Below are 26,355 nucleotides of genomic sequence, written 5' to 3' on the forward strand. Positions count from 1 at the left end.
AATGGGGCGGGGAACGGCCATGATGGGACCAGCACACTCACTGTCGGGGGCCGCGGCCTGGCTCGGGGTCGGGGCTGCGGCCGCCGCCACCGGTCACACCATGCCCTGGCCGGTTCTCCTCGTCGGGGCCCTGATCTGCGCGGGGGCCGCGCTCGCCCCCGACCTGGACCACAAGGCGGCGACCATCTCGCGGGCCTTCGGACCGATCTCGCGTTGGCTGTGCGAGATCGTCGACAAGCTCTCCTACGCGGTCTACAAGTCGACACGCAAGCCCGGCGACCCGCGGCGCTCCGGTGGCCATCGGACGCTGACGCACACCTGGCTGTGGGCGGTGGCCATCGGTGCGGGGTCCTCGCTGCTGGCGATCACGGGTGGGCGCTGGGCGGTGCTGGCGCTCCTGTTCGTGCACATGGTGCTCGCGATCGAGGGGCTGCTGTGGCGGGCCGCGCGCGGGTCCAGCAGCGACGTCCTGGTCTGGCTGCTGGCGGCGACCAGCGCCTGGATCCTCGCCGGGATCCTGGACAAACCGGGCAACGGGTCGGACTGGCTGTTCACCGCGCCCGGCCAGCAGTACCTGTGGCTCGGCCTGCCGATCGTCCTGGGCGCGCTGGTGCACGACATCGGGGACGCGCTGACGGTGTCCGGCTGCCCGATCCTGTGGCCGATCCCGCTCGGCCGCAAGCGCTGGTACCCGATCGGCCCGCCCAAGATGATGCGCTTCCGGGCCGGCAGCTGGGTCGAGCTCAAGGTGCTGATGCCGGTGTTCATGCTGCTGGGCGGGGTGGGCTGCGCGGCGGCGCTCAATTTCATCTGACCGACCGGGGGGGGCGTCGTCGCATCCTGTGACGACGGCGCTCCGGCGTCCGGTGGCCTTGGTTCTCCGGCATCCGGCGACGACGGCGGTCCGGCATCCGGCGGCCACCGTGCCCCGACATTCGCAGGCGGCGGTGTTCCCGCGTCCGGTGGCCACGGCGCCCCGGCGCCGGGCGACGACGATGCTCCCGCGCCCGGCGGGGGTGCCGCTTCCGAACCCGGTGGATACGGCGCTCGCGCGCTCCGCACCGACCGGGTCAGGGCCTCACGCCGTGTCCTTCTCGTCCCCGCCGCCCTGTCCGGAGCTTCCGTAGCGCTTCTCGAACTGCGCGATCCGGCCCTCCGAGTCCACCGTCCGGGCCTTGCCGGTGTAGAACGGGTGGCTCTCCGAGGAGATCTCGACGTCGACGACCGGGTAGGTCTCCCCGTCGTCCCAGTCGATGGTCCGCTCACTCGTCGCGGTGGACCGGGTGAGGAAGGCGAATCCGGCGGCACGGTCGCGGAAGACGACAGCGTGGTAGTCGGGCTGCTTGTCCTGCTGCATGGGTGCTCCTTGCCTAGGAGGGGCAGGCCGGGCCGGACCCGGTCAGCCGGACAGGGTGTCCTCGTCGACGACGTGCATCGCGGCCTCCTCGGCCGAGGCCGCGGCGCCGTCGATACCGATGTCGGTGGCGATCAATCCGCTCTCACCGTCCTCGTGAGCTCCTTCGTCGGGGGCGACGAGACGGCCGGAGCGGGCGCTGCCCACCTCGTTGTCCAGGGGCTCGCCGTCACCGTCCTGGTAGTCGCCGATGCCGTCACCGTCGGGCGCCGCGATGTCGGGCACCTCCTCCGCGAGGCGCTGGTCCAAGGTCTCGCCGTGCATGCGCTCGGAGGCGGTCACCCCGGAGTGCTCCACCGCCCACGGCCGCTCCGGCGGGGACCAGCCGCGGTCGAGCGGGTCACCCACACCGTCGGAGTCCAGAGTGTCCTCGACGTCGAGCAGCCCCGCGTCGTCCTGCACCTCGGATCCGTCGGGCTGGTAGACGTCGTCTCCCCATCCGTCGGCGCTCTCCACGGGTACCTCCTGGTGATGCGGGTGAGCCCGGTCCCACCACCCTCGACGGCGGGCACGGTCACTGGACACCGGCCCCGCCCCGCGCGAACCGGGTGGTTCCCGGACGCTCCCCGAATCGGTGCCGACATCCAGCCTTCCACTCCGGTTCGGCACCGCGCAACGCCACAGGCTCCGACGCGGGACGGACCCGCGCACGGAGCGAGGACCCGGACACCGGCGCGTGGGCCCCGCCGGACCGGCGCCAGCCGCTCCACCCGGGGGCACGCATGCGCTCCCGGCGGGACCGGCGAGCCCCGGGCGTCCCTGGCCCGTCGCTCGGTCATGATCACCTCATCCGTGCCAGGACCTCCACAGAGCCGCGTAGGCGCCGTCGGCGGCCACCAGGTCGTCGTGACTGCCCAGCTCACTGATCCGGCCGTTCTCCACGACGGCGATGACATCCGCGTCATGGGCGGTGTGCAGCCGGTGGGCGATGGCGACGACGGTGCGACCGTCGAGGACGCGAGCGAGCGAGCGTTCCAGATGACGGGCCGCGCGCGGGTCGAGGAGCGAGGTCGCCTCGTCCAGCACCAGCGTGTGCGGGTCGGCGAGGACCAGCCGGGCCAGCGCGATCTGCTGGGCCTGCGCCGGGGTGAGCGCCAGCCCGCCCGAACCGACCTCGGTGTCCAGACCGTCGCCCAGGGCCCGTGCCCAGCCGTCGGCGTCGACCGCGCCCAGTGCCGCCCACAGCTCGGCGTCCGCCGCTCCCGTCCGGGCGAGCAGCAGGTTGTCGCGCAGGGACCCCACGAAGACGTGGTGCTCCTGGTTGACCAGGGCCACGTGGGTACGGACGGCCTCCGCGGGCATCCGCGAGAGTTCGGCGCCGCCGAGCGTGATGTGGCCGGTCCTGGGGGCGTAGATCCCGGCGAGCAGCCTCCCCAGGGTGGACTTGCCGGCACCGGAGGGGCCGACCAGTGCGAGCCGGGTGCCGGGCGGGACCTCCAAGGAGACCTTCCGCAGCACGTCCACTCCGGCGCGGTAGCCGAACCGCACCTCGTCCGCGTGGACGTCGCGCCCATCCGGCCGCACCTCGGGATCGCCGGCGGCCGGTTCGATGTCCCGCACGCCGACCAGCCGTGCGAGCGAGACCTGGGCGACCTGCAGCTCGTCGTACCAGCGCAGGATCAGGCCCACCGGGTCGACCAGCATCTGGGCGATGAGCGCGCCCGTCGTCAGCTGACCCACGTCGATCCAGCCCCGCAGGACGAAGACCCCGCCGATCATGAGGACCGAGCAGAGAACCGTGACATGGGTGAGGTTGACGACGGGGAAGAGCACCGAGCGCAGCCACAGCGTGTAGCGCTCCCAGGCCGTCCACTCCTTGATGCGGCGCTCGGACAGGTCGATGCGGCGCTCACCCAGGCGGTGCGCCTCGACGGTGCGTCCCGCGTCCACGGTCTCGGCGAGGGCGGCGGCGACGGCGGCGTAACCGGCCGCCTCCGAGCGGTAGGCGGCCGGGGCACGCTTGAAGTACCACCGGCAGCCGACGACCAGCAGGGGGACGGCGACCAGGACCGCGGGCGCGAGGGGCGGTGCGGTGACGGCGAGCCCGCCGAGCAGGAGCACGACCCACACCACGCCGATGGCGAGCTGGGGCACGGCTTCGCGCATGGCGTTGGCGAGGCGGTCGATGTCGGTGGTGATGCGGGACAGCAGATCGCCCGTGCCGGCCCGTTCCAGCACGCCGGGCGGCAGTCCGACCGACCGGACGAGGAAGTCCTCGCGCAGGTCGGCGAGCATCCGTTCGCCGAGCATGGCGCCGCGCAGCCGGACCTCGCGCACGAACACGGCCTGGACGACGAGCGCGGCGAGGAACAGCGCGGAGGTGCGGACCAGGTGGAGATCCCGCGCGTGGTCCGAGACCCGCTCGACGATCGCGCCCAGCAGATAGGGCCCGGCCATCGAGGCCACCACGGCCACCGTGTTGACGGTGACGAGCAGCAGGAAGGCCCGGCGGTGCCGTTGGAAGAGCTCGGTGACGTAGGCGCGTACGGTCGAGGCGGCGCCGACGGGCAGGGTGTTCGCCGTCGTCGGGGCGGCCGGGTCGTACGCCGGTGGCGCCAGGCCGATCATGCGGATTCCTCGATTTCTTCCAGTGCGTCGATCTTGCTGTTCCTGCTGTTTCTGCTGAGCCCGTCGAGCTTTTCGATCTTTTCGAGATCGTCCGTCACGTCGCTCGTGCCGACGCCCTGTCGCCCACCGTCCGCGGCGGCCTCCTCTTCCGTCTCGCGGGTGACCACCGCGCGGTACCGCGGTTCGTCGAGCACCAGCTCGCGGTGTACTCCGACGGCCGCGACCTCTCCTTCGTGGACGAGCACGACCCGGTCCGCGTGGTCCAGGAGCAGGGGTGAGGAGGTGAAGACGACCGTCGTGCGTCCGGCGCGCAGGGCGCGGACGCCGTCGGCGATCCGGGCCTCGGTGTGCGAGTCGACCGCGGAGGTCGGCTCGTCCAGGACCAGCACACCGGGGTCGGTGACCAGCGACCGGGCCAGGGCCAGGCGCTGGCGCTGGCCGCCCGACAGGGAACGTCCGCGTTCGGTGATGCGGGCGTCCATCGGGTCCTCGGCGTCCAGTGAGCCCTGGGTCAGCGCGTCCAGGACGTCGCCGCACTGCGCGGCGGCCAGCGCCTCGGCGGCACTCACCTCACCCGAGGCGGGCACGTCGAGCAGCTCGCGCAGCGAGCCGGACAGCAGGACCGGGTCCTTGTCCTGGACGAGGACGGCCGTGCGCGCGGAGTCGAGCGGCAGCTCGTCGAGCGGTACGCCGCCCAGGAGCACCGAGGTGCCCTCCGCGGAGGGATGGCCCCCCAGCCGCTCGGCGAGCACTCCCGCGGCGTCCGGGTCGCCGCAGACCACGGCGGTGAGCCGCCCCGCGGGCGCGAGGAGCCCGGTGACGGGGTCGTACAGATCGCCGCCCGGGACCTCGGCCGACCGTGACCCGCCGCTGTCCGTGGCCCGTTCGAGGGACAGCACCCGGGCGGCGCGCTTGGCGGACGGGCGGGAGAAGGAGTACGCCATGGCGATCTCCTCGAAGTGCCGCAGCGGGTAGGTGAGCAGCATGACGGTGCTGTACACGGTGACCAGTTCGCCGACCGTGATCCGGCCGGCGCGGGCCAGGTGCACGCCGTGCCAGATGACGGCGATCATGAGCAGGCCGGGCAGCAGCACCTGCACGGCCGAGATCAGCGACCACATCCGGGCACTGCGCACGGCCGCCCGGCGGACCTCCTGGGACGCGCTGCGGTAGCGGTCGAGGAACAGTTCCTCACCGCCGATGCCGCGCAGCACCCGCAGACCCGCGACGGTGTCCGAGGCCAGCTCGGTGGCGCGCCCGGCCTTCTCCCGCTGGAAGTCGGCGCGCCGGGTCGCACGGGGCAGCAGCGGCAGTACCGCGAGCGCCAGGACGGGCACGCCCACGGCGACGATCACGCCCAGGGCCGGCTGGTAGACGACCAGGCCGACGCAGACGAGGACGACGGTCAGCGCGGCCGCCGCGAACCGTGACAGGGCCTCCACGAACCAGCCGATCTTCTCGACGTCGCCGGTGGAGACGGCGACGACCTCGCCGGCCGCGACGCGCTGGGTCAGCGCGGAGCCGAGCTGGGCGGTCTTGTGGGCCAGCAACTGCTGGACGCGTGCGGCGGCGGTGATCCAGTTGGTGACCGCGGCCCGGTGCAACATGGTCTCGCCCAGTGCGATGCCCGCACCGCACAGTGCCATCAGCCCACCGGTCAGTGCGAGCCGCGTGCCCGATCTGTCGACGACGGCCTGCACGGCCAGGCCCACACAGAACGGAAGCCCGGCGACGGCGACGAAGTGCAGCAGTCCCCAGGCCAGGGCCTTGAACTGCCCGCCCAGCTGATTCCGGCCGAGCCACCGCAGGAATCGGGGGCCGGAGCGTGCGTCCGGCACACCAGGGTCGGGATAGGGAAGGTCTTGAATCTGCATGACGTCCCAGTGGCTCGTGTAAGGGGTGGGTTCAGGGTGGAGGGGAAGCCGTAACGTTTCGGCGACCAGGCCGGTCGCGGAGGCCGACAGCAAACCGTGAAAGGTTCGCGGCAGGGCGCGGTCCGAAGCAAGGGGTTTTTTCCGTCGGGACAAGGTTTCGGCCCACGCGGCGGGCCCCCGCCGCGTCCCGCCCCGGGTGGGACGACGTCCCCGGTCGCGCCCCCGTTCCGGGGTGCCGGACGCGCGTCCGTGAGGACGTCATGGGTCCAAAGGGGCGGAGGGAAGGGGCTGTTCGTCCGATAAGTGGTGCAACCATGGACCGCATGCGACCTGATGGAGCGATGCGTACGGGACTGGCCGCGGCGGTGTGCGGGGTCCTCGCGGTGACCCTTGCGGCATGCGGCGGTTCGGACGGAGGGGGTGGCGCGAAGGGGCGCGGAGGGACGGGCGGCAAGGCCGCGCGGGCACCCGCGGGCGGCGGCGACGCCACACGCGTCCCGGGCGTCGGCGACCGGTTGCGGGCGCACATCCCGTCCGACACCCGACAGGTCGTGGCCGTCTACGGCGCGGGAAGGAACTCCGCCGACTCCACGGTCGTTCTCTACACGAAGTCCGGATCCGCCTGGGACCCCCAGCGCCTGGGGAACGCGCACAACGGGGCGAAGGGCTGGACCACCGACCACCACGAGGACGACAGGCGCAGCCCCGTGGGGGTGTTCACGCTCACCGACGCCGGCGGAGTGCTCCGGGACCCGGGTGCCCATCTCCCGTACGACCGGTCGCAGGAGTACCAGGCCCCCCGCGGCTGGGCCAAGTCCTACTGGCACGACTTCGACTATGTCATCGCCATCAACTACAACCGCCGTCCGGGTACCCCGCCCGACGACCCGAGCCGCCCCCGGGGCCAGGCCAAGGGCGGCGGCATCTGGCTGCACCTCGACCACGGCAGCGGTACGTCGGCCTGTGTGAGCCTGCCCAAGCCGGCCATGGAACGGCTGCTGCGCACGCTCGACCCGCGTCAGCACCCCGTCGTGGTGATGGGGGACAGGGCGGATCTGAAGGCGTAGATCCCCCGGCCGGCCTGGGCGCACCACGGCCCGGCGGCCCCGAGGGCCCATTGCGAGGTGGCCCGACTCCCCGTAGAACACCGCACATGAGACGACGGATCGTCATGTCCATGCTCGCCGGAGTGTTCCTCGCGGCGAGCACCTGCCTCGCGACGGGCCCGGCCTCGGCGGCTTCCTTGCCGAGAGCCGCTCTCCGCACCCCGGCCACTGCTCTCGGCGCCCCGGCCCCCGCTCTCCACGCCCCGGCCGCCGGCTCCCGTGCACCCGTCACCGTCCCCGAGGCCCCCGCGGAGTTCGGCACCGACTGGCACGATCCCCTGACCGCCGCCCCTGCGATATCCCGGCCCGCCACCAAGTCCTGCGAAGTGACGCTCGCCGAGGCGAAGTTCAGCGACTTCACGCCCTACCGGGGGACCTACGCACCGCCCGACGGCTGCGGTGACCACTGGAGCAAGGTCGTCCTGCGGCTGGACGGGAAGGTCAAGGGCCGCCAGTACGACCGACTCGGCTATCTGCACGTCGGTGGCGTGGAGATCCTCCGCACGTCCACTCCGGAACCCTCGCCCGACGGCGTCGAATGGTCCGTGGAGAAGGACGTGACGCGCTACACCGACACGTTCCGGCGTGGCGGCGACGTCGAGATGCTCATCGGGAACGTCGTCGACGACACGTACACGGGCGTCCTCGACGTCAAGGTCACACTGACCTTCTACGCGCGGGGGAAGGCCGCACGGGCCGCCGCGGCCTCCGGCGTCCCCGACCGTGTCCTCACCCTCCAGGACGGCACCCTCACCACCCCGCGCAACAGCGAGCGCATCGTCGCCGAGGTGTACGCGACCGGCTCCGGCGGTGGCTGCGAGGAGTTCTGGTACCTGACGGTGCCCGACGCGGCCCCGTACTCCTGCAAGGCGGCGGACGGTCCGTACCGCGAGGTGCAGATCAAGGTCGACGGCCGACTCGCCGGTGTCGCGGAGCCGTTCCCGAACGTGTGGACCGGCGGATGGTCCAACCCCTTCCTCTGGTACGTGATCCCGGGACCGCGCGCCTTCGACGTCCGGCCGATCGAGTACGACCTCTCGCCCTTCGCAGGGCTTCTCGACGACGGCCGCCCGCACCGTGTCGACGTGTCCGTCGTGGGTGTTCCGGAGGGGCAGAGCGGATGGAGCGCTCCCGTCGACGTCCTCGTCTGGCAGGACGCGCGGCGCGCACACGTGACCGGCGCGCTCACCGAGGTCAGCGCCGACGGCCTCGCCAACACCTCCTCGTACACACCCGGTTCGCCGGAGCGACTCGACACGGCGGGCGGCCACCGGCTGACGGTCTCCGGCTACGTCGACACCTCGCACGGCCGGGTGACGACCACCGTCCGTCGCGTGCTCGCGAACACCTCCGTGCACCGGTGGACCGACGGTGAGGACACCGACGGACTCGAGGCCGCCTGGAACGACGACCAGACGGTCACCGTCGACGGGCGCGGGCCCGCCCGGGTGACGCGCACCCACCGCACGTACACGATGGACGGTACGACGACGCTCGGCCCGGACGGCCGGCTGCGGACCGTTCTGCGGCTCGGTGACCGGGCGGCGGTGGACGAACTGCGCGGAGGGCGACGGACAGCGTGGTCACGGCTCGACGACCGCTACGCCGGCGACGCGACGTACACGGCCGGCGTGCCGCGCGATCAGCGGCACGCGGTCGGGACGACCAGCGAGCGCTACGCACTGCGCGGATCCGACGGCTGCCACGACCGCCGTCTCGTCACCGAGCAGGGCGTGCTGACGGTGGATCACCGCTCCTGCTGAACTCCCCTGGGACCGGTGGGGCCTCGGTGAGGCCGGGGGCAGGGTTCAAGTATTCAGTCCAACGGGTCCGAGGGGGCCGCGCGTATCCGCCAGGGCGTCACGGAGCGGGTACGCGGGGCACGTCGGGTGCGCCGATGGGCCGAGCGGCCTCAGCAGCGCCGTTCCAGCCGGGGCATGCCGTCCACCAGGGTGTCCAGCAGCCCGCCCAGCACCTCGCGCTGCTCGTCCGACAGCGGGGCCAGGATCTCCTCCGCGGCCGATCGGCGCGCGCCCCGCAACTCCTGCAGTGCCGCGCGCCCCTGGTCCGTGACCTCGATCCGGATGACCCGCCGATTGCTGGGATCGGGGACGCGGCGCACCTTTCCGCTCGCCTCCAGGCCGTCGACCAGCGTGGTCACCGCCCGCGGGACAACTTCCAGGCGCTCGGCGAGATCGGCCATGCGCGGCGGTGAGCCGTAGTGCGCGAGCGTGCGCAACAGCCGGGACTGGGCCGGAGTGATGCCCAGCCCGCGCTGCTCCAGATGACGCTTCTGGATGCGGTGCACGCGGCGGGTCAGCCGCAGCAACTGCTCGGCGAGGAGGCCGTCGGCATCGGGGGTGGTCATACGGGAACAATATCAGGATGCGGTTCATTGTGAGTATAGGTAACAATGAGCTAAGCTCCGTGAGTCATCGTTCCTCCACCTCCGTAACCGTCCCCTCACCCACCGTAGGAGCCCATGCGCCCCGAGCGATCCACCTGGACCCCGTCACCTGCCGAGAGCGAACCGCCACGGCAGGTGCGCCGCATCCTGAAGCTCTTCCGGCCCTACCGCGGCCGCCTCACGGTCGTCGGCCTGCTGGTCGGCGCCTCGTCCCTGGTCACGGTCGCGACGCCGTTCCTGCTGAAGGAGATCCTGGACGTCGCCATCCCCCAGGGCCGTACCGGTCTGCTGAGCCTGCTCGCGCTCGGCATGATCCTCAGCGCGGTCGTCACCAGCATCTTCGGCGTCCTGCAGACCCTCATCTCCACGACGGTCGGCCAGCGCGTCATGCACGATCTGCGCACCGCCGTCTACGGGCGGCTCCAGCGCATGTCGCTCGCCTTCTTCACCCGCACCCGCACCGGAGAGGTCCAGTCCCGCATCGCCAACGACATCGGCGGCATGCAGGCGACCGTGACCTCCACCGCCACCTCGCTGGTCTCGAACCTCACCAGTGTCGTCGCCACGATCGTCGCGATGATCGCCCTCGACTGGCGGCTCACCATCGTCTCGCTGCTCCTGCTGCCGGTCTTCGTGTGGATCAGCCGCCGTGTGGGCAACGAACGCAAGAAGATCGCCACCGAGCGGCAGAAGCAGATGGCCGCGATGGCCGCCACCGTCACCGAGTCCCTCTCGGTCAGCGGCATCCTGCTCGGCCGCACGATGGGCCGCGGTGACTCGCTCACCCGGGCCTTCGCGGCCGAGTCGGACAGCCTGGTCGACCTCGAGGTGAAGTCGAACATGGCGGGGCGCTGGCGGATGTCCGTCATCGGCATCGTGATGGCCGCCATGCCCGCCGTCATCTACTGGGCCGCGGGCATGGCCATCCAGTTCGGCGGCCCGTCCGTCTCGCTGGGTACGCTCGTCGCCTTCGTCTCGCTCCAACAGGGCCTGTTCCGCCCGGCGGTGAGCCTGCTGTCCACCGGTGTGCAGATCCAGACCTCGCTCGCGCTCTTCCAGCGCATCTTCGAGTACCTGGACCTGCCCATCGACATCACCGAGCCGGAGCGTCCGGTCCACCTCGACCAGGTCAAGGGTGAGATCCGCTTCGAGGACGTCGAGTTCCGCTACGACGACAAGAGCGGCCCGATCCTCGACGGCATCGACATCACGGTGCCGGCGGGCGGCAGCCTCGCCGTCGTCGGCCCGACCGGTTCCGGCAAGTCCACGCTCAGCTATCTGGTGCCGAGGCTGTACGACGTCACGGGCGGCCGTGTCACGCTCGACGGGATCGACGTGCGTGACCTGGACTTCGACACGCTCGCACGGGGGATCGGCGTCGTCTCCCAGGAGACGTACCTCTTCCACGCCTCGGTCGCGGAAAACCTGCGCTTCGCCAATCCGGACGCCACCGACGAGGAGTTGCGGGCGGCGGCGCGGGCGGCCCAGATCCACGACCACATCGCGTCGCTGCCCGACGGGTACGACACGGTCGTGGGCGAGCGCGGCCACCGCTTCTCCGGCGGGGAGAAGCAGCGCCTGGCCATCGCGCGGACCATCCTGCGCGACCCGCCGGTGCTCATCCTCGACGAGGCGACCAGTGCCCTCGACACCCGCACGGAGCACGCCGTGCAGGAGGCGATCGACGCGCTGTCGGCCAACCGGACCACGCTCACCATCGCGCACCGGCTGTCCACCATCCGGGGTGCGGACCAGATCGTGGTCCTGGATTCCGGGCACGCGGTCGAACGCGGTACGCACGAGGAGCTGTTGGAGCAGGGTGGGCGCTATGCGGCTCTCGTCCGCCGAGACGCCCAACTGGAGCCGACAAGATGACGATATGCCGGAATTGTGACGATTAGCGGGTTACCGTGCCCGCATGCAGATGAACACTCCGCGACGGAGCACGATTCGACTGACGCGCCGGGGCCGGGTCGCCCTCGTCGCGACCGGAGCCGTCGTGGCGGTCACCGCCGTGACGGTGCCGCTGCTGATCGTCGGAGGCGAGGAGGCGCCCCGCGCGTCCCTCGTGATCCCGGAGGGCTGGCGCTCGGGCCAGGTCTACCGGGCCGTCGACAAGGCGCTCGCCCTGCCCGCGGGCGCCACCAAGAAGTCGCTGGCCAAGGCGCACCTGAAATTGCCCGACATCGCGTCGGGCAACCCGGAGGGGTACCTGTTCCCGGCGACGTACCCGGTCGACGCGGGGGCGACGCCGGAGTCGCTGCTGCGCTTCATGGTCGACACGGCGGACAGGCGATTCCACCGGAACCCGATCACCGCGGGAGCCCAGCACAACGCGATGGACGTCTACCAGGTGGTCACCATCGCGAGCATCATCCAGGCGGAGGCCGCCACCAGGAGCGACATGGCCAAGGTCTCCCGCGTGATCTTCAACCGGCTCCAGCAGGGCATGCCGCTGCAGATGGACTCCACGCTCAACTACGCGCTGAACCGCTCCACCCTGAACACGACCACGAGCGACACCAAGCTCAAGAGCCCCTACAACTCCTATGAGCGCATGGGCCTGCCGCCCACACCGATCGCCAACCCCGGCGAGGACGCCATGCGCGCCGCGATCAATCCGACCCCGGGCGACTGGCTGTACTTCGTCACCGTCAAGCCCGGCGACACCCGCTTCACGGCCAGTTACGAGGAGCACCAGAGGAACGTCGCCGAGTTCAACCGGAACAACCGGGCGGGCGGGTCCTCGGCCCCGTCGTCCGCCGGCTGAACGGCGGCCGTGCGGGGCGTCAGGCGCCGGCCGGCACTCCGGCCGTCAGCCGCCTGATGTCCCGTACCGCCGCGCGCCCGGCCCGGTTGGCGCCGATGGTGCTGGCGGACGGCCCGTAGCCGACCAGATGGATCCGGGGATCGGCCACCGCCCGGGTGCCGTCGACACGGATACCGCCGCCCGGCTCGCGCAGCCGCAGTGGCGCGAGATGGTCGATGGCGGCGCGGAAGCCGGTCGCCCACAGGATGACGTCGGCGGCCACGTGATGTCCGTCGGCCCACTCCACACCGTCCGGCGTGATGCGGTCGAACATCGGCTTGCGGTCCAGCACGCCGTCGGCGAGGGCCTGACGGATCGCGTCGTTCAGGGGTAGCCCCGTCACCGAGACGACGCTCTTGGGCGGGAGCCCCTGCCGTACCCGTTCCTCGACGAGCGCGACGGCCTCCCGGCCGAACTCCTCGGTGAACGGACCCTCCCGGAAGACGGGCGGCTTCCGAGTCACCCAGGTGGTCGCCGCCGCGTACGGAGCGATCTCCATCAGATGCTGGGTGCCGGACGCGCCACCGCCCACCACGACCACCCGCCGGCCGGCGAACTCCTCGGGTCCCGGGTATTGCGCCGTGTGCAACTGCCGTCCGCGGAAGGTCTCCTGCCCCGGATAGCGCGGCCAGAACGGCCGGTCCCAGGTGCCCGTCGCGTTGATGAGCGCCCGCGCCGACCACATGCCGTCGGAGCTCTCGACGAGCAGTCGTCCCCCGGTGCCCTCCCGGACGGCCGTCACCTCGACGGGTCGCCGCACCCGCAGGTCGAACGTGCGCTCGTAAGCGTCGAAGTACTCGGCGATGACCTCCGAGGACGGCCGTGCCGGGTCCGCGCCCTCCAGCTCCATGCCGGGCAGCGAGTGCATTCCGTGCACCTTGCCGTAGGTCAGCGAGGGCCACCGGAACTGCCACGCGCCGCCGGGCCGCGGCGCGTGGTCCAGCACCACGAAGTCCCGCTCCGGCTCGAAACCGGTGCGCCGCAGGTGGTAGGCGCTGGACAGTCCCGCCTGACCGGCACCGATCACCACGACATCGACCGCGCGCGCCCGCGCCCCAGTGCTGTTCACGCCTCTGCCAACTCGCCCGGGGCCGGAGATCTTCCCTCGGTGGACCAGGTGTGATCCACCCGACGGGAGCCCCTCAGCGGCCACCCGCGACCAGCAGCGGAGCGCCGCCCCCGACCGGGCCACCGGGCGCCGGCTCCGGGGTCCGCGGCAGCAACCCCCGGGCCGCCAGGACCGGCATCACGCCTTCCCCGAACCAGTACGCCTCCTCCAGGTGCGGGTACCCGGAGAGCACGAAGTGCTCGATGCCCAGAGAGTGGTACTCCTCGATCCGGTCGGCGACCTCGGCGTGGCTGCCGACGAGAGCGGTGCCCGCGCCACCGCGTACGAGACCCACTCCCGCCCACAGGTTCGGGGAGATCTCCAGCTCGTCGCGGGAACCGCCGTGCAGCGCGAGCATCCGCTGCTGGCCCACCGACTCACTGCGCCCGAGCGCCGACTGCGCGGCCGTGATCGTGTCCGCGTCGAGGTCGTCGAGCAACCGGTTCGCGGTCGACCAGGCCGCGGCGGACGAGTCGCGCGAGACGGAGTGCAGCCGGATGCCGAAGTGGACCGTGCGCCCCTCACGCTCGGCCAGCGAGCGGATCCAGTCGATCTTCTCGCGCACCTGGGCCGGAGGTTCGCCCCAGGTGAGATAGACGTCCGCGTGCCGGGCCGCGACCGGCCCGGCGGCGGCCGACGAACCGCCGAAGAAGATCTCCGGCAGCGGGTCGGGCGGCAGTGCCGTCAGTCCGCCGTCGATCCGGTAGTGGCTCCCGTCGAAGTCGTACGGCCGCCCGCTCCACACCCCGCGCACCACGGACAGGAACTCGTCCGTACGCGCGTACCGCTGATCGTGGCCGAGATGGTCGCCGAAGCGCCGCTGCTCGGCCGAGTCGCCACCGGTGACGACATTGAGGAGCAGTCGTCCCCGGGTGATCCGCTGGTAGGTCGCGGCCATCTGCGCCGCGAGCGTCGGCGACACGACACCGGGCCGGAACGCCACCAGGAACTTCAGCCGTTGGGTGTGCTGGGCCAGCGCCACCGTCGTCAGCCACGCGTCCTCGCACCACGTGCCGGTGGGCGTGAGCACGGCCTCGAAGCCCAACTGCTCTGCGGCCTTGGCGATCTGGGCCAGGTACTCGATGTCGGGGGCCCGGACCCCGTCGGCCCGTCGGCGGCCGACGGCGTTGGACGCGTACGCGTGCCGGTCCACCAGGGTGCGGCCGTCGCCGCCGGTCGGCAGGAACCAGTGGAGATGGACGGTCATGTCACGACTCCTTGTAGACGCGGGGGGTGGTGGTGGACGGCGGCAGGCCGCCGTTGAAGCGCGGGTCGACGAACGCCGAGAAGTCGACCTCGTGTGGGATGAGCCCGAGGCCGGTGAAGGTGTCCGCGATCCGCTGCTCGGAGGCGATGAGGGGCTTGTCGACGGCGACCGCGACGCGGCTGGCGTTGGTGCGCTTCACCGAGGCGAGCGCCACCCCGTACGGCAGCCCGGTGTCCTTCGCCCACACCTTCGCCCAGGCCTCCGGGTGGTCGTAGACCCAGTCCTGGGCGCGCCGCAGCCGCGCCAGGTAGTCCCTGACCGCCGCCGCCTTCCGGCGGTCCTTGAGCGCACCGGGCGCGGCCACCTGGAAGCTGAGCCCGTTGACCACCCCGTCGCCGTCCGTCAGGATGCGGCCCTGCCCCGCCTCGACCACCTGCGAGGTGTACGGGTCCCACACCGCCCACGCGTCCACCTTGCCGCCGGTGAACGCGGCCAGCGCGTCGGCGGGCTGAAGGTACTTGACCTTCACGTCGCTCAGCTTCAGACCGGCCGCCTTGAGCGAGGCGATCAGCTGATAGTGCGCGGACGAACCCTGCGCCACGGCTATGGACCGGCCCTTCAGCTCCTCGGGGCGCTTCAGCGACGAGCCCTTCGGTACGAGGACGGCCTCGCCCTTGGACGTGCCGTGCCAGGCGGCCACCACCGAGATCTTCGAGCCGGCGCCGGCCGCGAAGACGGGCGGGGTGTTGCCGACGCCGCCGATGTCGACGGCCTTGGCGTTGACGGCTTCCAGGAGGGGCGGCCCGGAGGTGAAGGTCGACCATTTGATCTTGTAGTCGAGGTTCTTGAGCTCCCCGGCGGCCCGCAGCACCGCCTCCGAACCACCCTTCTGGTCACCGACGTCGAGCGTGAGGGAACCCTTGCCGTCGGTTCCGGCGCCCACGGCGGTGTCGGCGGCCGAGGTGGCGCCGCAGGCGGTGAGGAGCAGGGCCAGGGGGAGGAGAGCGGCGGGGGCGAGGTGTCGTCGCATGGCGTCTTTCCGTTCGGTCGGTCCGGGTGCGGAGGGTGGGTCCGGGTGTCGCGCGGCCCGGGGAGGCGGGGCAGGGTGCTGGGGCGTGCGGCGTTCAGGACGTGCCGTCGACGCCCAGGCGCTCCAGGAGCCCGGCACGCAGGCCGGCGAAACGGGGGTCGGCGATGTCGCGCGGGCGGTCCAGCTCGACCCGGGTCTCGTACGCGATCGCGCCCTCGTCCATGACCAGGACGCGGTCGGCGAGCAGCACCGCCTCCTCCACGTCGTGCGTCACCAGCAGGACCGCGCAGCCGCGCCGCCGCCACACCTCACCGACCAGGCGTTGCGCCGTGATCCGGGTGAGGGCGTCGAGCGCCCCGAACGGTTCGTCGAGCAGCAGCAGATCGGGCTCGCGTACCAACGCGCGTGCCAGCGAGGCACGTTGGGCCTCACCCCCGGACAGCGTCCTGGGCCAGGCGGCGGAGCGCTCGGTGAGACCTACCTCGGCCAACGCCCTTTCGGCGACGGGCCGTTCGGGCTTGCCGGGCAGTCCGAGCAGGACGTTGCGCCACACCCTCTTCCACGGCATCAGCCGCGGCGCCTGGAACGCGACGGCCTTGCGGCGCGGGACGAGGACGGAGCCCTCGATCTCCCGGTCGAGCCCGGCGAGGATGCGCAGCAGCGTGGACTTGCCGCAGCCGCTGCGGCCGAGCAGCGCCACGAACTCGCCCGGTCGCACGTCGAGATGGAGGTCGTCGATGACGGCGCGGCCGTCGAAGGCACGGGTGAGCCCCTGGACGCGTACGGCCGGGAGCGGTGCCGGTGCCTCCACCCGTGCCGGTGCCGGTGGCTGCGTCGGCGACGCCGTCCGCGTCCGGCCCTGTGTCTGATTCTCTGTCTGTGCCGCTGTCTCGGCCGTTGTCTGTGCGGCCGACCGCGCCGGTGTCTGTGCGGGCGTCCGTGTCCCCGCGGGTGTGGATGCCGCCGCCGCGGCCTTCTCCGCGGTCATCGGCCTGTGAACGTCGGTCGCCATTGCAGCAGCAGCCTTTCGAGGGAGCGGACGATGAAGTCGGCGAGCAGGCCGAGGAAGGCGTAGACGATCAGACAGACCACGATCACGTCGGTCCGCAGGAAGTCGCGGGCCTGCACCATGAGGAAGCCGATCCCGGCGTCCGCGTTGATCTGTTCGGCGAAGACCAGCGCGAGCCACGCGATGCCGAGGGAGTAGCGCAGCCCGGTCAGGGCGCCGGGCAGCGCGCCGGGCAGGACGACGTGCCGTACGAGCCCCCAGCGAGAGAGCCCGAGCGACTCCCCGGCCTCGATCAGCTGGGTGTCGACGCCGCGGATACCCGCGTACACGTTCAGGTAGAGCGGGAAGGAGACGCCCAGCGTGATGATGGCGATCTTCGGGGCCTCGCCGATCCCGAACCAGATGATGAACAGCGGGATCAGTCCGACGAAGGGCACGGTCCGCAGCATCTGCACGCTGGCGTCCACCAGGTCCTCGCCGACGCGGAAGAGCCCGGACACGAGGGCGAGACCGGTGCCGATGACCGTCCCCGACAGGAGCCCGAGGGCGACGCGTCGCAAGGAGACGCCCATCGCGTTCGGCAGCGATCCGTCGGTGATCAGCCCGGCGCCGACCCGCGCGATGGTGCCGGGCGAGGCGAGGACGCCGGGGGCCAGTACGCCCGTACCGCTGAGGAGTTGCCAGAGAGCCAGCAGCAGGAGGGGGCCGGAGGTGCGGCGCAGCCAGCGGGGGACGCGGGCACGACGCGTGGAGCTCGGGACGATCGGGACGAGTTCGGGCGGCACCGGTGGCAGCGCGGTGTGTTCGGCTGCCGCGGCTATACCGGGAATGTCGGACTCGGAAGGGCCGGGCGGGGCATGGCTGATGGTCATGGATGCTCCACGGGGAGGAGAGCGGCCGGAGAGGGGTACGCCGGAGCTCCGCCGCGTCAGGAACCGGGTGCGGGCTCGTGACGTGCGGGTGGAGCGGAGCGCGGGCGCGCCGGGAGGGGAGAAGGCCCTAGGGGCGGGGAGTGAAAGGGCGTCAGCAGCCGCGGCGACACGCGGCGGAGGCCACCCGCAGCAGGTCGATGTGACCGCGCGTGGTGAGCAGGGCTGAACGCAACATGCGGCAGAAAGTAGTCAGGTCGCCGACGCCCGGTCAATGGTGTCTCGCGGAATGGACCGCTCGTACCCCGGGACGACCGGCCGGTCGTAGGCACAGCCCGGCGCGCGGGTGAGAATCGGGGGCATGTCCGATGCCTTCACCACCCGAGTCCTGAACATCACCACCGGTTCCGCGGAGACGGTCGTCGACCTCACCCGTGACTGCGAGGCCTTCCTGCGGGAGGCGGCGGCCGGACGCGACGGCCTGCTGAACGTCTTCGTGCCGCACGCCACGGCCGGTGTCGCGATCATCGAGACGGGCGCCGGCAGCGACGACGACCTCCTCGCGGCCCTGCACTCCCTGCTCCCCTCCGACGACCGCTGGCAGCACCGCCACGGCAGCCCCGGTCACGGCCGGGACCACGTGCTTCCCGCCTTCGTCCCGCCCCACGCGACGCTGCCGGTGATCGGCGGGCGACTGGAGCTGGGGACCTGGCAGTCGGTGTGCCTGGTGGACACGAACATCTCCAACCCCGAACGCCGTGTGCGGTTGAGCTTTCTGGGCTGATCGTGCCCGCACCGGGAAGACCTCCGGACACGACGTCCGGCGGAGGACGCCCGGGCCGGCCGCCATACGAAGATGATCTTCACGATGCCGCGGATGAGCGACCGGCCGGTGGTGATTCGGCCCAGGCTGTTCTTGTCCGGGTGTAGACAGGGCAACAGTCACGAGGGCGCCCGTCGGGCGCGCCCGTCGCGAACGTCAGGAAGGGACTGTGCATGTTCCGGAAGGTACTTGTCGCGAACCGTGGTGAGATCGCCGTCCGCGCGTTCCGCGCCGCCTATGAACTGGGCGCGGGAACAGCGGCGGTGTTCCCCTACGAGGACCGCGGCTCGCTGCATCGTCTCAAGGCGGACGAGGCCTACGAGATCGGCCGGAGAGGGCACCCGGTGCGTGCCTACCTGTCGGTCGAGGAGATCGTGGGGGCGGCGCGCAGGGCCGGGGCGGACGCCGTCTACCCCGGGTACGGATTCCTGTCCGAGAACCCGGAGCTGGCCCAGGCCTGCGAAGAGGCCGGGATCACGTTCATCGGCCCCAGCGCCGACGTCCTGGAGCTGACCGGGAACAAGGCGCGGGCGGTCGCCGCGGCCCGCGCGGCGGGCGTACCGGTCCTCGGGTCGTCGCAGCCGTCGAACGACCTGGACGAGCTGACGGCCGCGGCGGGGGAGGTCGGCTTCCCGCTGTTCGTCAAGGCGGTCGCCGGCGGCGGCGGACGTGGCATGCGGCGCGTGGACGACCCGGCGCACCTGCGTGAGTCCATCGAGGCGGCGTCCCGCGAGGCCGAGTCCGCCTTCGGCGACGCCACGGTGTTCCTGGAGAAGGCCGTCGTCGACCCCCGCCACATCGAGGTGCAGATCCTCGCCGACGGCGACGGCAACGTCATCCACCTGTACGAGCGGGACTGTTCGGTGCAGCGGCGCCATCAGAAGGTCGTCGAACTGGCCCCGGCGCCCAACCTCGATCCCGCCCTCAGGGACCGCATCTGCGCCGACGCGGTCGCCTTCGCGCAGAGCATCGGCTACCGCAACGCCGGAACCGTCGAGTTCCTTCTCGACCGCGACGGCAACCACGTCTTCATCGAGATGAACCCGCGCATCCAGGTCGAGCACACGGTGACCGAGGAGGTCACCGACGTCGACCTGGTCCAGGCGCAACTGCGCATCGCCTCCGGTGAGACCCTCGCCGACCTCGGCCTCGCGCAGGACCGCATCCAGCTGCGGGGCGCGGCATTGCAGTGCCGGATCACCAGCGAGGACCCGGCCAACGGCTTCCGGCCCGACACCGGCACCATCAGCGCGTACCGCTCGCCCGGCGGTTCCGGGATCCGGCTGGACGGCGGCACCGCCTTCGTCGGCTCGGAGATCAGCGCCCACTTCGACTCCATGCTGGTGAAACTGACCTGCCGGGGCCGGGACTTCGCCACCGCGGTGCGGCGCGCCCGGCGTGCGGTGGCCGAGTTCCGCATCCGCGGCGTGGCCACGAACATCCCGTTCCTGCAGGCGGTCCTCGACGACCCGGACTTCCAGGAGGGCAGGGTCACCACCTCGTTCATCGAGGAACGCCCGCATCTCCTGACGGCCCGCCACTCCGCCGACCGCGGCACCCGCATGCTCACGTACCTCGCGGACGTCACGGTCAACAAGCCGCACGGCGAGCGCCCGCACCTGATCGACCCCACGACCAAACTGCCGGACGTACCGGCCGGCGAACCGCCCGCCGGATCGAAGCAGCGGCTGACCGAGCTGGGGCCCGAGGGCTTCGCGCGATGGCTGCGGGAGTCGACCTCGGTGGCCGTCACCGACACCACCTTCCGGGACGCCCACCAGTCGCTGCTGGCCACCCGGGTGCGGACGAAGGACCTGCTGGCCGTCGCCCCCGCCGTGGCCCGGACGCTGCCGCAACTGCTGTCGCTGGAGTGCTGGGGCGGCGCCACCTACGACGTCGCCCTGCGCTTCCTGTCCGAGGACCCGTGGGACCGGCTCGCCCGGCTGCGCGAGGCGGTGCCCAACCTCTGCCTGCAGATGCTGCTGCGGGGCCGCAACACGGTCGGCTACACCCCCTACCCCACGGAGGTCACCACCGCCTTTGTCGAGGAGGCCACCCGGACCGGCATCGACATCTTCCGCATCTTCGACGCGCTCAACGACGTCGGCCAGATGCGGCCCGCGATCGACGCCGTGCGTGAGACCGGATCGGCCGTCGCCGAGGTCGCCCTCTGCTACACCTCGGACCTGTCCGACCCGGCCGAGAAGCTCTACACGCTCGACTACTACCTCCGGCTCGCCGAGCAGATCGTCGACGCCGGCGCGCACGTCCTGGCGATCAAGGACATGGCCGGACTGCTCCGGGCACCCGCCGCCGCGAAGCTGGTGACCGCGCTGCGCAGGGAGTTCGACCTGCCGGTCCACCTCCACACCCACGACACGGCCGGCGGCCAGCTGGCCACCTACCTCGCCGCGATCGACGCGGGTGCCGACGCCGTGGACGGAGCGGTGGCCTCGATGGCGGGCACCACCTCGCAGCCGTCGCTGTCGGCGATCGTCGCGGCCACCGACCACTCGGCGCGGCCGACCGGGCTGAGCCTGCGGGCGGTCGGCGATCTCGAACCGTACTGGGAGATCGTCCGCCGGATCTACGCGCCGTTCGAGGCGGGCCTGGCCTCGCCCACCGGACGCGTCTACGACCACGAGATCCCCGGCGGCCAGCTGTCCAACCTGCGTGTCCAGGCACGGGAGCTGGGCCTCGGCGACCGCTTCGAGGACATCGAGGCGATGTACGCCGCCGCCGACCGGATGCTCGGCCGCCTGGTCAAGGTGACGCCGTCGTCCAAGGTGGTCGGGGATCTCGCCCTGCACCTCGTCGGCGCGGGCGTCCCGCACGAGCGGTTCGCGGCCGACCCCGGCGCGTACGACATCCCGGACTCCGTGATCGGGTTCCTGCGCGGCGAGTTGGGCGACCCGCCCGGCGGCTGGCCGGAGCCGTTCCGCAGCAAGGCCCTCAAGGGCCGTGCCGCGCCCAGGCCGGTCGTCGAGCTGTCCGACGAGGACCGCGACGGACTGGAGAAGGACCGCCGGGCCACCCTCAACCGGCTGCTGTTCCCGGGTCCGGCGAAGGAGTTCGAGGCCCACCGGGACGCCTACGGCGACACCGGCGTCCTGCCGAGCAAGGACTTCTTCTACGGTCTGCGGCCGGGGGAGGAGCACGAGGTGGACCTCGACCCCGGGGTGCGGCTGCTCATCGTCCTGGAGGCGATCGGTGAAGCGGACGAGCGCGGCATGCGTACCGTGATGGCCACGCTCAACGGCCAGCTCCGGCCGATCCAGGTGCGTGACCGCTCGGTGGCCTCGGAGCTGCCGGCGGCGGAGAAGGCCGACAAGTCCGACCCGAAGCACGTCGCCGCGCCGTTCGCCGGAGTGGTGACGCTGTCGGTCACGGCCGGGGACAGCGTCGAGGCGGGCGCGACCATCGCGACGATCGAGGCCATGAAGATGGAGGCCGCCATCACCGCCCCGGTCGCCGGGACGGTGGGGCGTCTGGCGATCAACTCCGTCCAGCAGGTCGAGGCGGGCGATCTCCTGATGGTGATCGCCTAGGAGTCGTCGGACGCCGCGGGACACCTCTGGGCCCCGTCGGACCCCGCGAGGTCGGTCGCCCGAGTCCCGGAACCGTGCCGCCACCCGGCCGGCTTCGGGACTCCTGGCTCCAGGACACCCCGGGGCCGGCCCCCCAGCTGAGCCCGGGGCGCCCCGGAGCCCTGGTCCCGGGGCCGCACGGGGTCGACGGGCGGGCAGGGCGGGTCACTGCTCCCGTATGCCCCACGGCGAGCCGTACGCGGTGAGCAGGTCGAGGAAGGGGCGGGCGGGGAACGCCTCCGGGCCGAGGACCCCCGAGCCGGTCCACGCGCCCGTGGCCAGGAGTTCGAGGGCGACGACCGGGTTGACGGCCGTCTGCCACACCACCGCCTGGGAGCCGTACTCGGCCATCGACCACTGGTTGTCGACCACGTGGTAGAGGTAGACCTCGCGCGGCGCGCCGTCCTTGGTGCCCCGCACCCAGGTGCCCGCGCAGGTCTTGCCGTGCATGCGCTCGCCGAGCGTCGCGGGGTCCGGCAGACAGGCGGCCACGACATCACGGGGCGACACGGCCACCGGGCCCGCCGCGCTCGGCACGGTCACCGGATCCGTGCGGTCCAGGCCCAGCAGGTGCAGCGTCCTGAGGGTCTGGATGAACTCCTCGCCCAGGCCGTACTTGAAGGTCACCCGCCGCGCGTCGACCCAGCGCGGTACGAGCAGCACCTCCTCGTGCTCCACGTTCACGCACTCCACCGGGCCGATGCCCTCGGGGAAGTCGAAGACCTCCGGCTCGCTGAACGGCGCCGTGGTGAACCAGCCGCGGTCCGCCTCGTAGACGACCGGCGGGTTGAGGCACTCCTCGATGGTGGTCCAGATGCTGAAGGACGGGGCGAAGTCGAAACCGTCGACGGTGAGGTTCGCGCCGTCGCGGATGCCGATCTCCTCGATCTCGTCGAAGAGTTCGTCGGCCGCGTACCGCGCGAAGACGTCGGACAGACCCGGCTCCACCCCCATGCCGACGAGGGCCAGCGCGCCCGCCTTCTCCCATTCGACCGCCTGCGCGAACTGCGCGTCGCCGAGCATGACCCCGCACTCGTCGTACGGCCTCTCGGGATGCGGGCGCGACAGGGACATCGCCATGTCGAGATAGGTGGCGCCGGCGGCGCGTGCCGCCTGGAACAGGGGCATCACGAACCGCGGATCGGTGGCGTTGAGCAGGACGTCGCACCCGTGCCGGCCCAGCAGCGCGGTCACCGCGTCCTGGTCGGAGGCGTCGACGCGCTCGGCGCGGAAGCGGGCCGCGGCGTCCGGGAGGGCGGCCACCGCGGCCTCGGCCCGGCTCAGGTCGTAGTCGGCCACGACCATCTCGTCGAAGAAGGGACGACGGGCCGCGATCCGGGTGATGGCGGTACCCACACCGCCGGCTCCCACAAGCAGAACACGCATGACACGGACTTCCTCTCTGCGGAGAAGGGACGTGCCCGCGCGGACCGGAGACGCGGCGCCCCTGGCGGGAGATCCAACGCCGGGCCCTCGGATAAGGTCAATGGCGTTGGCATAAGGAGCGAGGAGGCGGCGGTGCCGAAAGCGGTGGTGCCCGAGGAGAAGCGACGGCGTCGGCGCCCCACCAGGAGCGGCACCGTCCTGTCCGAGCGGCTCATCGTCGACACCGCCCTGCGGATGCTGCGGGAGCACGGCAGCGCGGGACTCACCGCCCGCCGTCTGGGCCTGGCTCTGGACGCCGATCCCAGCACCCTCTACCGGTACTTCCGTGGCATGGACGACCTGACCCTCGCGATCGGCGACGCCCTGATCGGACAGGCCCTGGACGGCTGGCGGCCCACGGGGGAGTGGCGGTCGGATCTGCGCGGCCTCGGGCTGCGTATCCACGCGGTGTACGTCGGGCATCCGCAGGCGGCCCTGCTGACCGCGAACCGGGTCACTGGCCGGGCCCACGAACTGGCGGCCGACGAGGCCATCCTCGACGTCCTGCGCACGGCCGGGTTCCCGCTGCCGGACACGGTACGGATCTACCAGGCCTTCATCGACCAGACGCTGGCCTTCGCCGCGCTCGACGCCGCCTCGCTGGCACTGCCACGCGAGAGCCGCAGCGCCGACGAGGACATGTGGCGTTCGACGTACGCCCGGCTGCCGCGCGCCACCCATCCCCGGATCGCGGAGGCGGCGCCCCTCCTGGCGACCCGCATGGTCGACAGCGCCTATCCCACGGCCCTGGAGATGCTGCTGGACAGCGCCGGGGCGCAGTGGGAGACGCTGCGCGCCGGGTGACGGCGTCGGCCACCGCGTCACGATCGCGCGCCGGTACGGTTCCCTGGCCGGGAGCCGGGAGCCGGGAGCCGGGAGCCGGGAGCCGGGAGCCGGGAGCCGGGAGTGGGGAGTGGGGCGCCCGACTCCGGAGGCCGTGAGCCGGACGCCGGATAGCGGGAACCGGACCGCGGGCGGTTCGAGCGGGTCGACGGGCGGGCGGACGGGCCGGAGCGGAAGGCCCCGCAGGCGGAGACGGGCCGGTCGGGCGGGGACGGGCCGGACCGGCGAAGCGGTTCGAGCGGTTCGGGCGGTTCGGGCGCTGGCGGGAGCGCTCCCATGCCGGAAGGATACGGCCCATGACTCACCAGCCGACGATCCGCCCGTACAAGGCCGAAGACCGTGCCGCGGTGGGGCACGTGTGTGTGATGACGGCCCACGAAGGAGGCGACTCACGGGCTCTGTATCCCGACCTGGAACTGATGCCGACCTTGTTCGCGTACCCCTACTGTCATCTCGAACCGGAACTCGCCTTCGTGCTCGACGACGGGACGGGCCGGGCGGTCGGCTACGTCCTCGGCACCGCCGACACCGCGCGGTTCGCCGGCGACCTCCGCGCCGTCTGGATACCGACGGTCGCCACGCGCTATCCACGGAGCACGACGCCACCGCGCACGCCGGGCGACACGATGATCGACCTGCTGCACCGCCCCGAACGCATGGTCCTGCCCGAACTGGCCGCCCATCCCGCGCATCTGCACATCGACCTGCTCCCGGACTGGCAGCGAAGGGGCCACGGGCGGGCGTTGATGGACACCTTCCTCGACGCGCTCGCCGATCGCGGTGTCCCGGCCGTCCACCTCGGCATGGTCACCGCCAACACGTCCGCCCGCGCCTTCTACGATCGTCTCGGCTTCCACGAGATCCCCGTACCGGAACCGGGCCCCTTGACCTATCTGGGCAGGCCGACGGGCCGCGCGCGCCGCACGTCCTGAGCCGCGCGGGTCGTGGAGGTGGTGCGGGCCGTGCGGCCCGTGGGGTCGAGCCCGCGACAGGGAGAGGGCGCGGCCGGAGTCAACCTTATGAAGATCTCGTCCCTCTATACGAGGAGACGTCCTGCGGGTGGTGGGGGGAGAGGGCATTGCTTAGGGCGGTGGAAGAGCGTCGCGGCGATGTCGGCAACGGTCATGCACGGACGGCGGGGCCCGATGGGGGGCCGCCGCCGTCCGCCGTGCGCGACGGCGCACGCGGGCGGCCGGGCGGCACGCCGTACCGGCTGGTGTCGTTCGTCGGCCGCACCCTGCGCGGTGAGTGGCACGGCATCGTCGTCGAACCGTTCCGGCAACTCGTGCGGCGCGGACTGTCCGGACTCGTGCTGGCCTTCGTGGCCGCCTTCGGGGTCATCTTCTTCCACGCGATCGCCCAGCATCCGACCGGCGCCACGGTGGTGCGGCTGACCGGCGGGGTGAAGGCGTCGCTGCCGCTGCCACTGGCCCTGTTGCGCACTCCCGTGTCGCTGTACGTCCCCGCCCTCGACCTGCCGGTGTGGGCGGGCATCACTCAGCTGTTCCTCGCGTTCGCCCTCGCCGAACTCGCCCTCGGCCGGGCCCGGACCCTGGCCATCGCCTACGTCACCACGCTGGCGGGCACCCTCACCGTCCGCGTGATGATCGCGATGGGCCCGGGCTGGTGGGGTCTGGGGCTGCCCCCCGAGATCGGGCAGGTGCTGGACACCGGCCCGTCCGCCGCGGTGGTGGGCCTGTTCACCTACCTCGCGGTGGTCCGACGCGCACCCGTGGTGTTCGCGCTCACCGGGGGCTCGATGGTGTGGGAGTCGATCGTCAGACCCAATCTGGCGGGTCGGGAACACCTGATAGCCGTGGCGGCCGCGATCGTCCTGGGGCTGCTGCACGGACGCGCGCGAAGACCCTTGCGGGCCCTGGCGGTGCTGCTCGCCTCGCGCCGAGCGGACCCCGGTCCGGCCGGCGGCGGTCCGGACCCGGACCCGAACCCGGACTCGGTGGAACCGCCGGTGCCACCGTCCACGACGGGGACTCCGTCCGTGGCGGGAACAGGGTCCGTGACCGCATCGTCGGCCCGGCCCGAACCGTCGGCTCCGGCGATCCCGCCGGACCCCGCGATCCGCGCCGACGAGCCGCGTGCCCAACTGTGCTGACGCGGGCCGGGAGCCGCTCCGTGCGGCCGCACGGCTTCAGAGGCCACGACGAATCGGGCTGTGCCGCCGAGGACTTGAGCCGGTGGCCGGTGCGCAAACTCACCCGAGATCGGGAGTACGACGAAGGTCACAATTACATATCGGACACTTCGCACTTCAATCT

General features: G+C 72.0%; 22 protein-coding genes. 10 read left to right on the forward strand and 12 right to left on the reverse strand.

The genetic code is table 11. The annotated features are described in order from the left end of the window. The first annotated feature begins 19 nt into the window (after positions 1-19). Positions 20-814, forward strand: a complete 795-nt coding sequence (locus ACFV2J_RS08075; protein ID WP_385081874.1) for a metal-dependent hydrolase — start codon at positions 20-22, stop codon at positions 812-814. Positions 815-1,078: 264 nt separating this feature from the next. Here the strand turns inward: ACFV2J_RS08075 and ACFV2J_RS08080 are convergent, their stop codons facing one another. The 4 genes from ACFV2J_RS08080 to ACFV2J_RS08095 all read right to left on the reverse strand — a co-directional run bounded on the left by ACFV2J_RS08080 (position 1,079) and on the right by ACFV2J_RS08095 (position 5,856). After that, entirely contained in the window at positions 1,079-1,357 is a 279-nt protein-coding gene (locus ACFV2J_RS08080) for a type B 50S ribosomal protein L31 (RefSeq protein ID WP_385081873.1), read from the reverse strand. Positions 1,358-1,399: 42 nt separating this feature from the next. Beyond that, complete coding sequence (locus tag ACFV2J_RS08085) at positions 1,400-1,870, reverse strand: DUF5709 domain-containing protein (RefSeq protein ID WP_385081871.1); 471 nt, start codon at positions 1,868-1,870, stop codon at positions 1,400-1,402. Between the two features lie 330 nt (positions 1,871-2,200). Further along, positions 2,201-3,982 carry an ABC transporter ATP-binding protein gene (locus ACFV2J_RS08090; protein ID WP_385081870.1) on the reverse strand — a complete coding sequence of 594 codons (1,782 nt, stop codon included), beginning with the start codon at positions 3,980-3,982 and terminating at the stop codon, positions 2,201-2,203. Next, positions 3,979-5,856: an ABC transporter transmembrane domain-containing protein gene (locus ACFV2J_RS08095; protein ID WP_385081869.1), complete on the reverse strand. Its 1,878-nt coding sequence runs from the start codon at positions 5,854-5,856 to the stop codon at positions 3,979-3,981. The genes ACFV2J_RS08090 and ACFV2J_RS08095 overlap by 4 nt, the downstream gene beginning before the upstream one ends. A 323-nt stretch (positions 5,857-6,179) precedes the next feature. Here ACFV2J_RS08095 and ACFV2J_RS08100 point away from each other — a divergent pair, with 323 nt between their 5' ends. Then, positions 6,180-6,923, forward strand: coding sequence for a hypothetical protein (locus ACFV2J_RS08100; protein ID WP_385081868.1), 744 nt, complete (start codon positions 6,180-6,182; stop codon positions 6,921-6,923). A gap of 176 nt (positions 6,924-7,099) precedes the next feature. Then, positions 7,100-8,725: a peptide-N4-asparagine amidase gene (locus ACFV2J_RS08105; protein ID WP_385437824.1), complete on the forward strand. Its 1,626-nt coding sequence runs from the start codon at positions 7,100-7,102 to the stop codon at positions 8,723-8,725. A 149-nt stretch (positions 8,726-8,874) separates the two neighbouring features. Here ACFV2J_RS08105 and ACFV2J_RS08110 read toward each other — a convergent pair whose 3' ends face one another. Next, positions 8,875-9,330: a MarR family winged helix-turn-helix transcriptional regulator gene (locus tag ACFV2J_RS08110; RefSeq protein WP_266697062.1), complete on the reverse strand. Its 456-nt coding sequence runs from the start codon at positions 9,328-9,330 to the stop codon at positions 8,875-8,877. 114 nt (positions 9,331-9,444) lie between these two features. Between ACFV2J_RS08110 and ACFV2J_RS08115 the strand changes: the two genes are divergently transcribed. Both ACFV2J_RS08115 and mltG read left to right on the forward strand, forming a co-directional pair. Further along, positions 9,445-11,244: an ABC transporter ATP-binding protein gene (locus tag ACFV2J_RS08115; RefSeq protein WP_385081866.1), complete on the forward strand. Its 1,800-nt coding sequence runs from the start codon at positions 9,445-9,447 to the stop codon at positions 11,242-11,244. A gap of 43 nt (positions 11,245-11,287) precedes the next feature. Next, positions 11,288-12,139 carry an endolytic transglycosylase MltG gene (gene mltG / locus ACFV2J_RS08120; protein ID WP_385437738.1) on the forward strand — a complete coding sequence of 284 codons (852 nt, stop codon included), beginning with the start codon at positions 11,288-11,290 and terminating at the stop codon, positions 12,137-12,139. 19 nt (positions 12,140-12,158) lie between these two features. Here mltG and ACFV2J_RS08125 read toward each other — a convergent pair whose 3' ends face one another. The 6 genes from ACFV2J_RS08125 to ACFV2J_RS08150 all read right to left on the reverse strand — a co-directional run bounded on the left by ACFV2J_RS08125 (position 12,159) and on the right by ACFV2J_RS08150 (position 17,639). After that, the gene (locus ACFV2J_RS08125) at positions 12,159-13,247 is read right to left on the reverse strand and encodes an NAD(P)-binding domain-containing protein (RefSeq protein WP_385081864.1); all 1,089 of its coding nucleotides are present in this window, start codon (positions 13,245-13,247) and stop codon (positions 12,159-12,161) included. Positions 13,248-13,320: 73 nt separating this feature from the next. Beyond that, positions 13,321-14,493: an LLM class flavin-dependent oxidoreductase gene (locus ACFV2J_RS08130; protein WP_385437740.1), complete on the reverse strand. Its 1,173-nt coding sequence runs from the start codon at positions 14,491-14,493 to the stop codon at positions 13,321-13,323. A gap of 1 nt (position 14,494) precedes the next feature. Beyond that, positions 14,495-15,523, reverse strand: coding sequence for an ABC transporter substrate-binding protein (locus tag ACFV2J_RS08135; protein WP_385081861.1), 1,029 nt, complete (start codon positions 15,521-15,523; stop codon positions 14,495-14,497). Between the two features lie 94 nt (positions 15,524-15,617). Further along, positions 15,618-16,535 (reverse strand): ABC transporter ATP-binding protein, encoded by a 918-nt coding sequence (locus ACFV2J_RS08140; RefSeq protein ID WP_385081860.1) that lies wholly within the window; start codon positions 16,533-16,535, stop codon positions 15,618-15,620. Next, complete coding sequence (locus ACFV2J_RS08145; RefSeq protein WP_385081859.1) at positions 16,508-17,404, reverse strand: ABC transporter permease; 897 nt, start codon at positions 17,402-17,404, stop codon at positions 16,508-16,510. Before ACFV2J_RS08145 ends, ACFV2J_RS08140 begins: the two co-directional genes overlap by 28 nt. Before the next feature lie 151 nt (positions 17,405-17,555). After that, positions 17,556-17,639: a putative leader peptide gene (locus ACFV2J_RS08150; protein WP_349817350.1), complete on the reverse strand. Its 84-nt coding sequence runs from the start codon at positions 17,637-17,639 to the stop codon at positions 17,556-17,558. A gap of 123 nt (positions 17,640-17,762) precedes the next feature. Between ACFV2J_RS08150 and ACFV2J_RS08155 the strand changes: the two genes are divergently transcribed. Together ACFV2J_RS08155 and ACFV2J_RS08160 are read left to right on the forward strand one after the other, a co-directional pair. Beyond that, complete coding sequence (locus tag ACFV2J_RS08155; RefSeq protein ID WP_385081858.1) at positions 17,763-18,185, forward strand: secondary thiamine-phosphate synthase enzyme YjbQ; 423 nt, start codon at positions 17,763-17,765, stop codon at positions 18,183-18,185. Positions 18,186-18,397: 212 nt separating this feature from the next. Beyond that, the gene (locus ACFV2J_RS08160; protein ID WP_385437744.1) at positions 18,398-21,772 is read left to right on the forward strand and encodes a pyruvate carboxylase; all 3,375 of its coding nucleotides are present in this window, start codon (positions 18,398-18,400) and stop codon (positions 21,770-21,772) included. 204 nt (positions 21,773-21,976) lie between these two features. Here ACFV2J_RS08160 and ACFV2J_RS08165 read toward each other — a convergent pair whose 3' ends face one another. Continuing rightward, positions 21,977-23,197, reverse strand: a complete 1,221-nt coding sequence (locus ACFV2J_RS08165; protein ID WP_385088791.1) for a saccharopine dehydrogenase family protein — start codon at positions 23,195-23,197, stop codon at positions 21,977-21,979. 132 nt (positions 23,198-23,329) lie between these two features. On the opposite strand from ACFV2J_RS08165, the gene ACFV2J_RS08170 reads away from it, so the two are divergent. The 3 genes from ACFV2J_RS08170 to ACFV2J_RS08180 all read left to right on the forward strand — a co-directional run bounded on the left by ACFV2J_RS08170 (position 23,330) and on the right by ACFV2J_RS08180 (position 26,192). Continuing rightward, positions 23,330-24,040: a TetR/AcrR family transcriptional regulator gene (locus ACFV2J_RS08170; RefSeq protein ID WP_385088789.1), complete on the forward strand. Its 711-nt coding sequence runs from the start codon at positions 23,330-23,332 to the stop codon at positions 24,038-24,040. A 335-nt stretch (positions 24,041-24,375) separates the two neighbouring features. After that, positions 24,376-25,011 (forward strand): GNAT family N-acetyltransferase, encoded by a 636-nt coding sequence (locus ACFV2J_RS08175; RefSeq protein WP_385088787.1) that lies wholly within the window; start codon positions 24,376-24,378, stop codon positions 25,009-25,011. A 236-nt stretch (positions 25,012-25,247) separates the two neighbouring features. Beyond that, complete coding sequence (locus ACFV2J_RS08180) at positions 25,248-26,192, forward strand: hypothetical protein (protein WP_385088785.1); 945 nt, start codon at positions 25,248-25,250, stop codon at positions 26,190-26,192. The last annotated feature ends 163 nt before the right edge of the window (positions 26,193-26,355 follow it).

The sequence above is a fragment of the Streptomyces sp. NPDC059668 genome (assembly GCF_042734135.1).
Lineage (GTDB): Bacteria > Actinomycetota > Actinomycetes > Streptomycetales > Streptomycetaceae > Streptomyces.

Coding starts and splice junctions, on each gene's coding strand:
- ACFV2J_RS08155 (WP_385081858.1), top strand. CDS start 17,763: ATGTCCGATGCCTTCACCACCCGAGTCCTGAACATCACCACCGGTTCC.
- ACFV2J_RS08160 (WP_385437744.1), top strand. CDS start 18,398: ATGTTCCGGAAGGTACTTGTCGCGAACCGTGGTGAGATCGCCGTCCGC.
- ACFV2J_RS08175 (WP_385088787.1), top strand. CDS start 24,376: ATGACTCACCAGCCGACGATCCGCCCGTACAAGGCCGAAGACCGTGCC.
- ACFV2J_RS08090 (WP_385081870.1), bottom strand. CDS start 3,982: ATGATCGGCCTGGCGCCACCGGCGTACGACCCGGCCGCCCCGACGACG.
- ACFV2J_RS08130 (WP_385437740.1), bottom strand. CDS start 14,493: ATGACCGTCCATCTCCACTGGTTCCTGCCGACCGGCGGCGACGGCCGC.
- ACFV2J_RS08075 (WP_385081874.1), top strand. CDS start 20: ATGATGGGACCAGCACACTCACTGTCGGGGGCCGCGGCCTGGCTCGGG.
- ACFV2J_RS08110 (WP_266697062.1), bottom strand. CDS start 9,330: ATGACCACCCCCGATGCCGACGGCCTCCTCGCCGAGCAGTTGCTGCGG.
- ACFV2J_RS08145 (WP_385081859.1), bottom strand. CDS start 17,404: ATGACCATCAGCCATGCCCCGCCCGGCCCTTCCGAGTCCGACATTCCC.
- ACFV2J_RS08135 (WP_385081861.1), bottom strand. CDS start 15,523: ATGCGACGACACCTCGCCCCCGCCGCTCTCCTCCCCCTGGCCCTGCTC.
- ACFV2J_RS08140 (WP_385081860.1), bottom strand. CDS start 16,535: ATGGCGACCGACGTTCACAGGCCGATGACCGCGGAGAAGGCCGCGGCG.
- ACFV2J_RS08115 (WP_385081866.1), top strand. CDS start 9,445: ATGCGCCCCGAGCGATCCACCTGGACCCCGTCACCTGCCGAGAGCGAA.
- ACFV2J_RS08165 (WP_385088791.1), bottom strand. CDS start 23,197: ATGCGTGTTCTGCTTGTGGGAGCCGGCGGTGTGGGTACCGCCATCACC.
- ACFV2J_RS08100 (WP_385081868.1), top strand. CDS start 6,180: ATGCGACCTGATGGAGCGATGCGTACGGGACTGGCCGCGGCGGTGTGC.
- ACFV2J_RS08095 (WP_385081869.1), bottom strand. CDS start 5,856: ATGCAGATTCAAGACCTTCCCTATCCCGACCCTGGTGTGCCGGACGCA.
- ACFV2J_RS08080 (WP_385081873.1), bottom strand. CDS start 1,357: ATGCAGCAGGACAAGCAGCCCGACTACCACGCTGTCGTCTTCCGCGAC.
- ACFV2J_RS08150 (WP_349817350.1), bottom strand. CDS start 17,639: ATGTTGCGTTCAGCCCTGCTCACCACGCGCGGTCACATCGACCTGCTG.
- mltG (WP_385437738.1), top strand. CDS start 11,288: ATGCAGATGAACACTCCGCGACGGAGCACGATTCGACTGACGCGCCGG.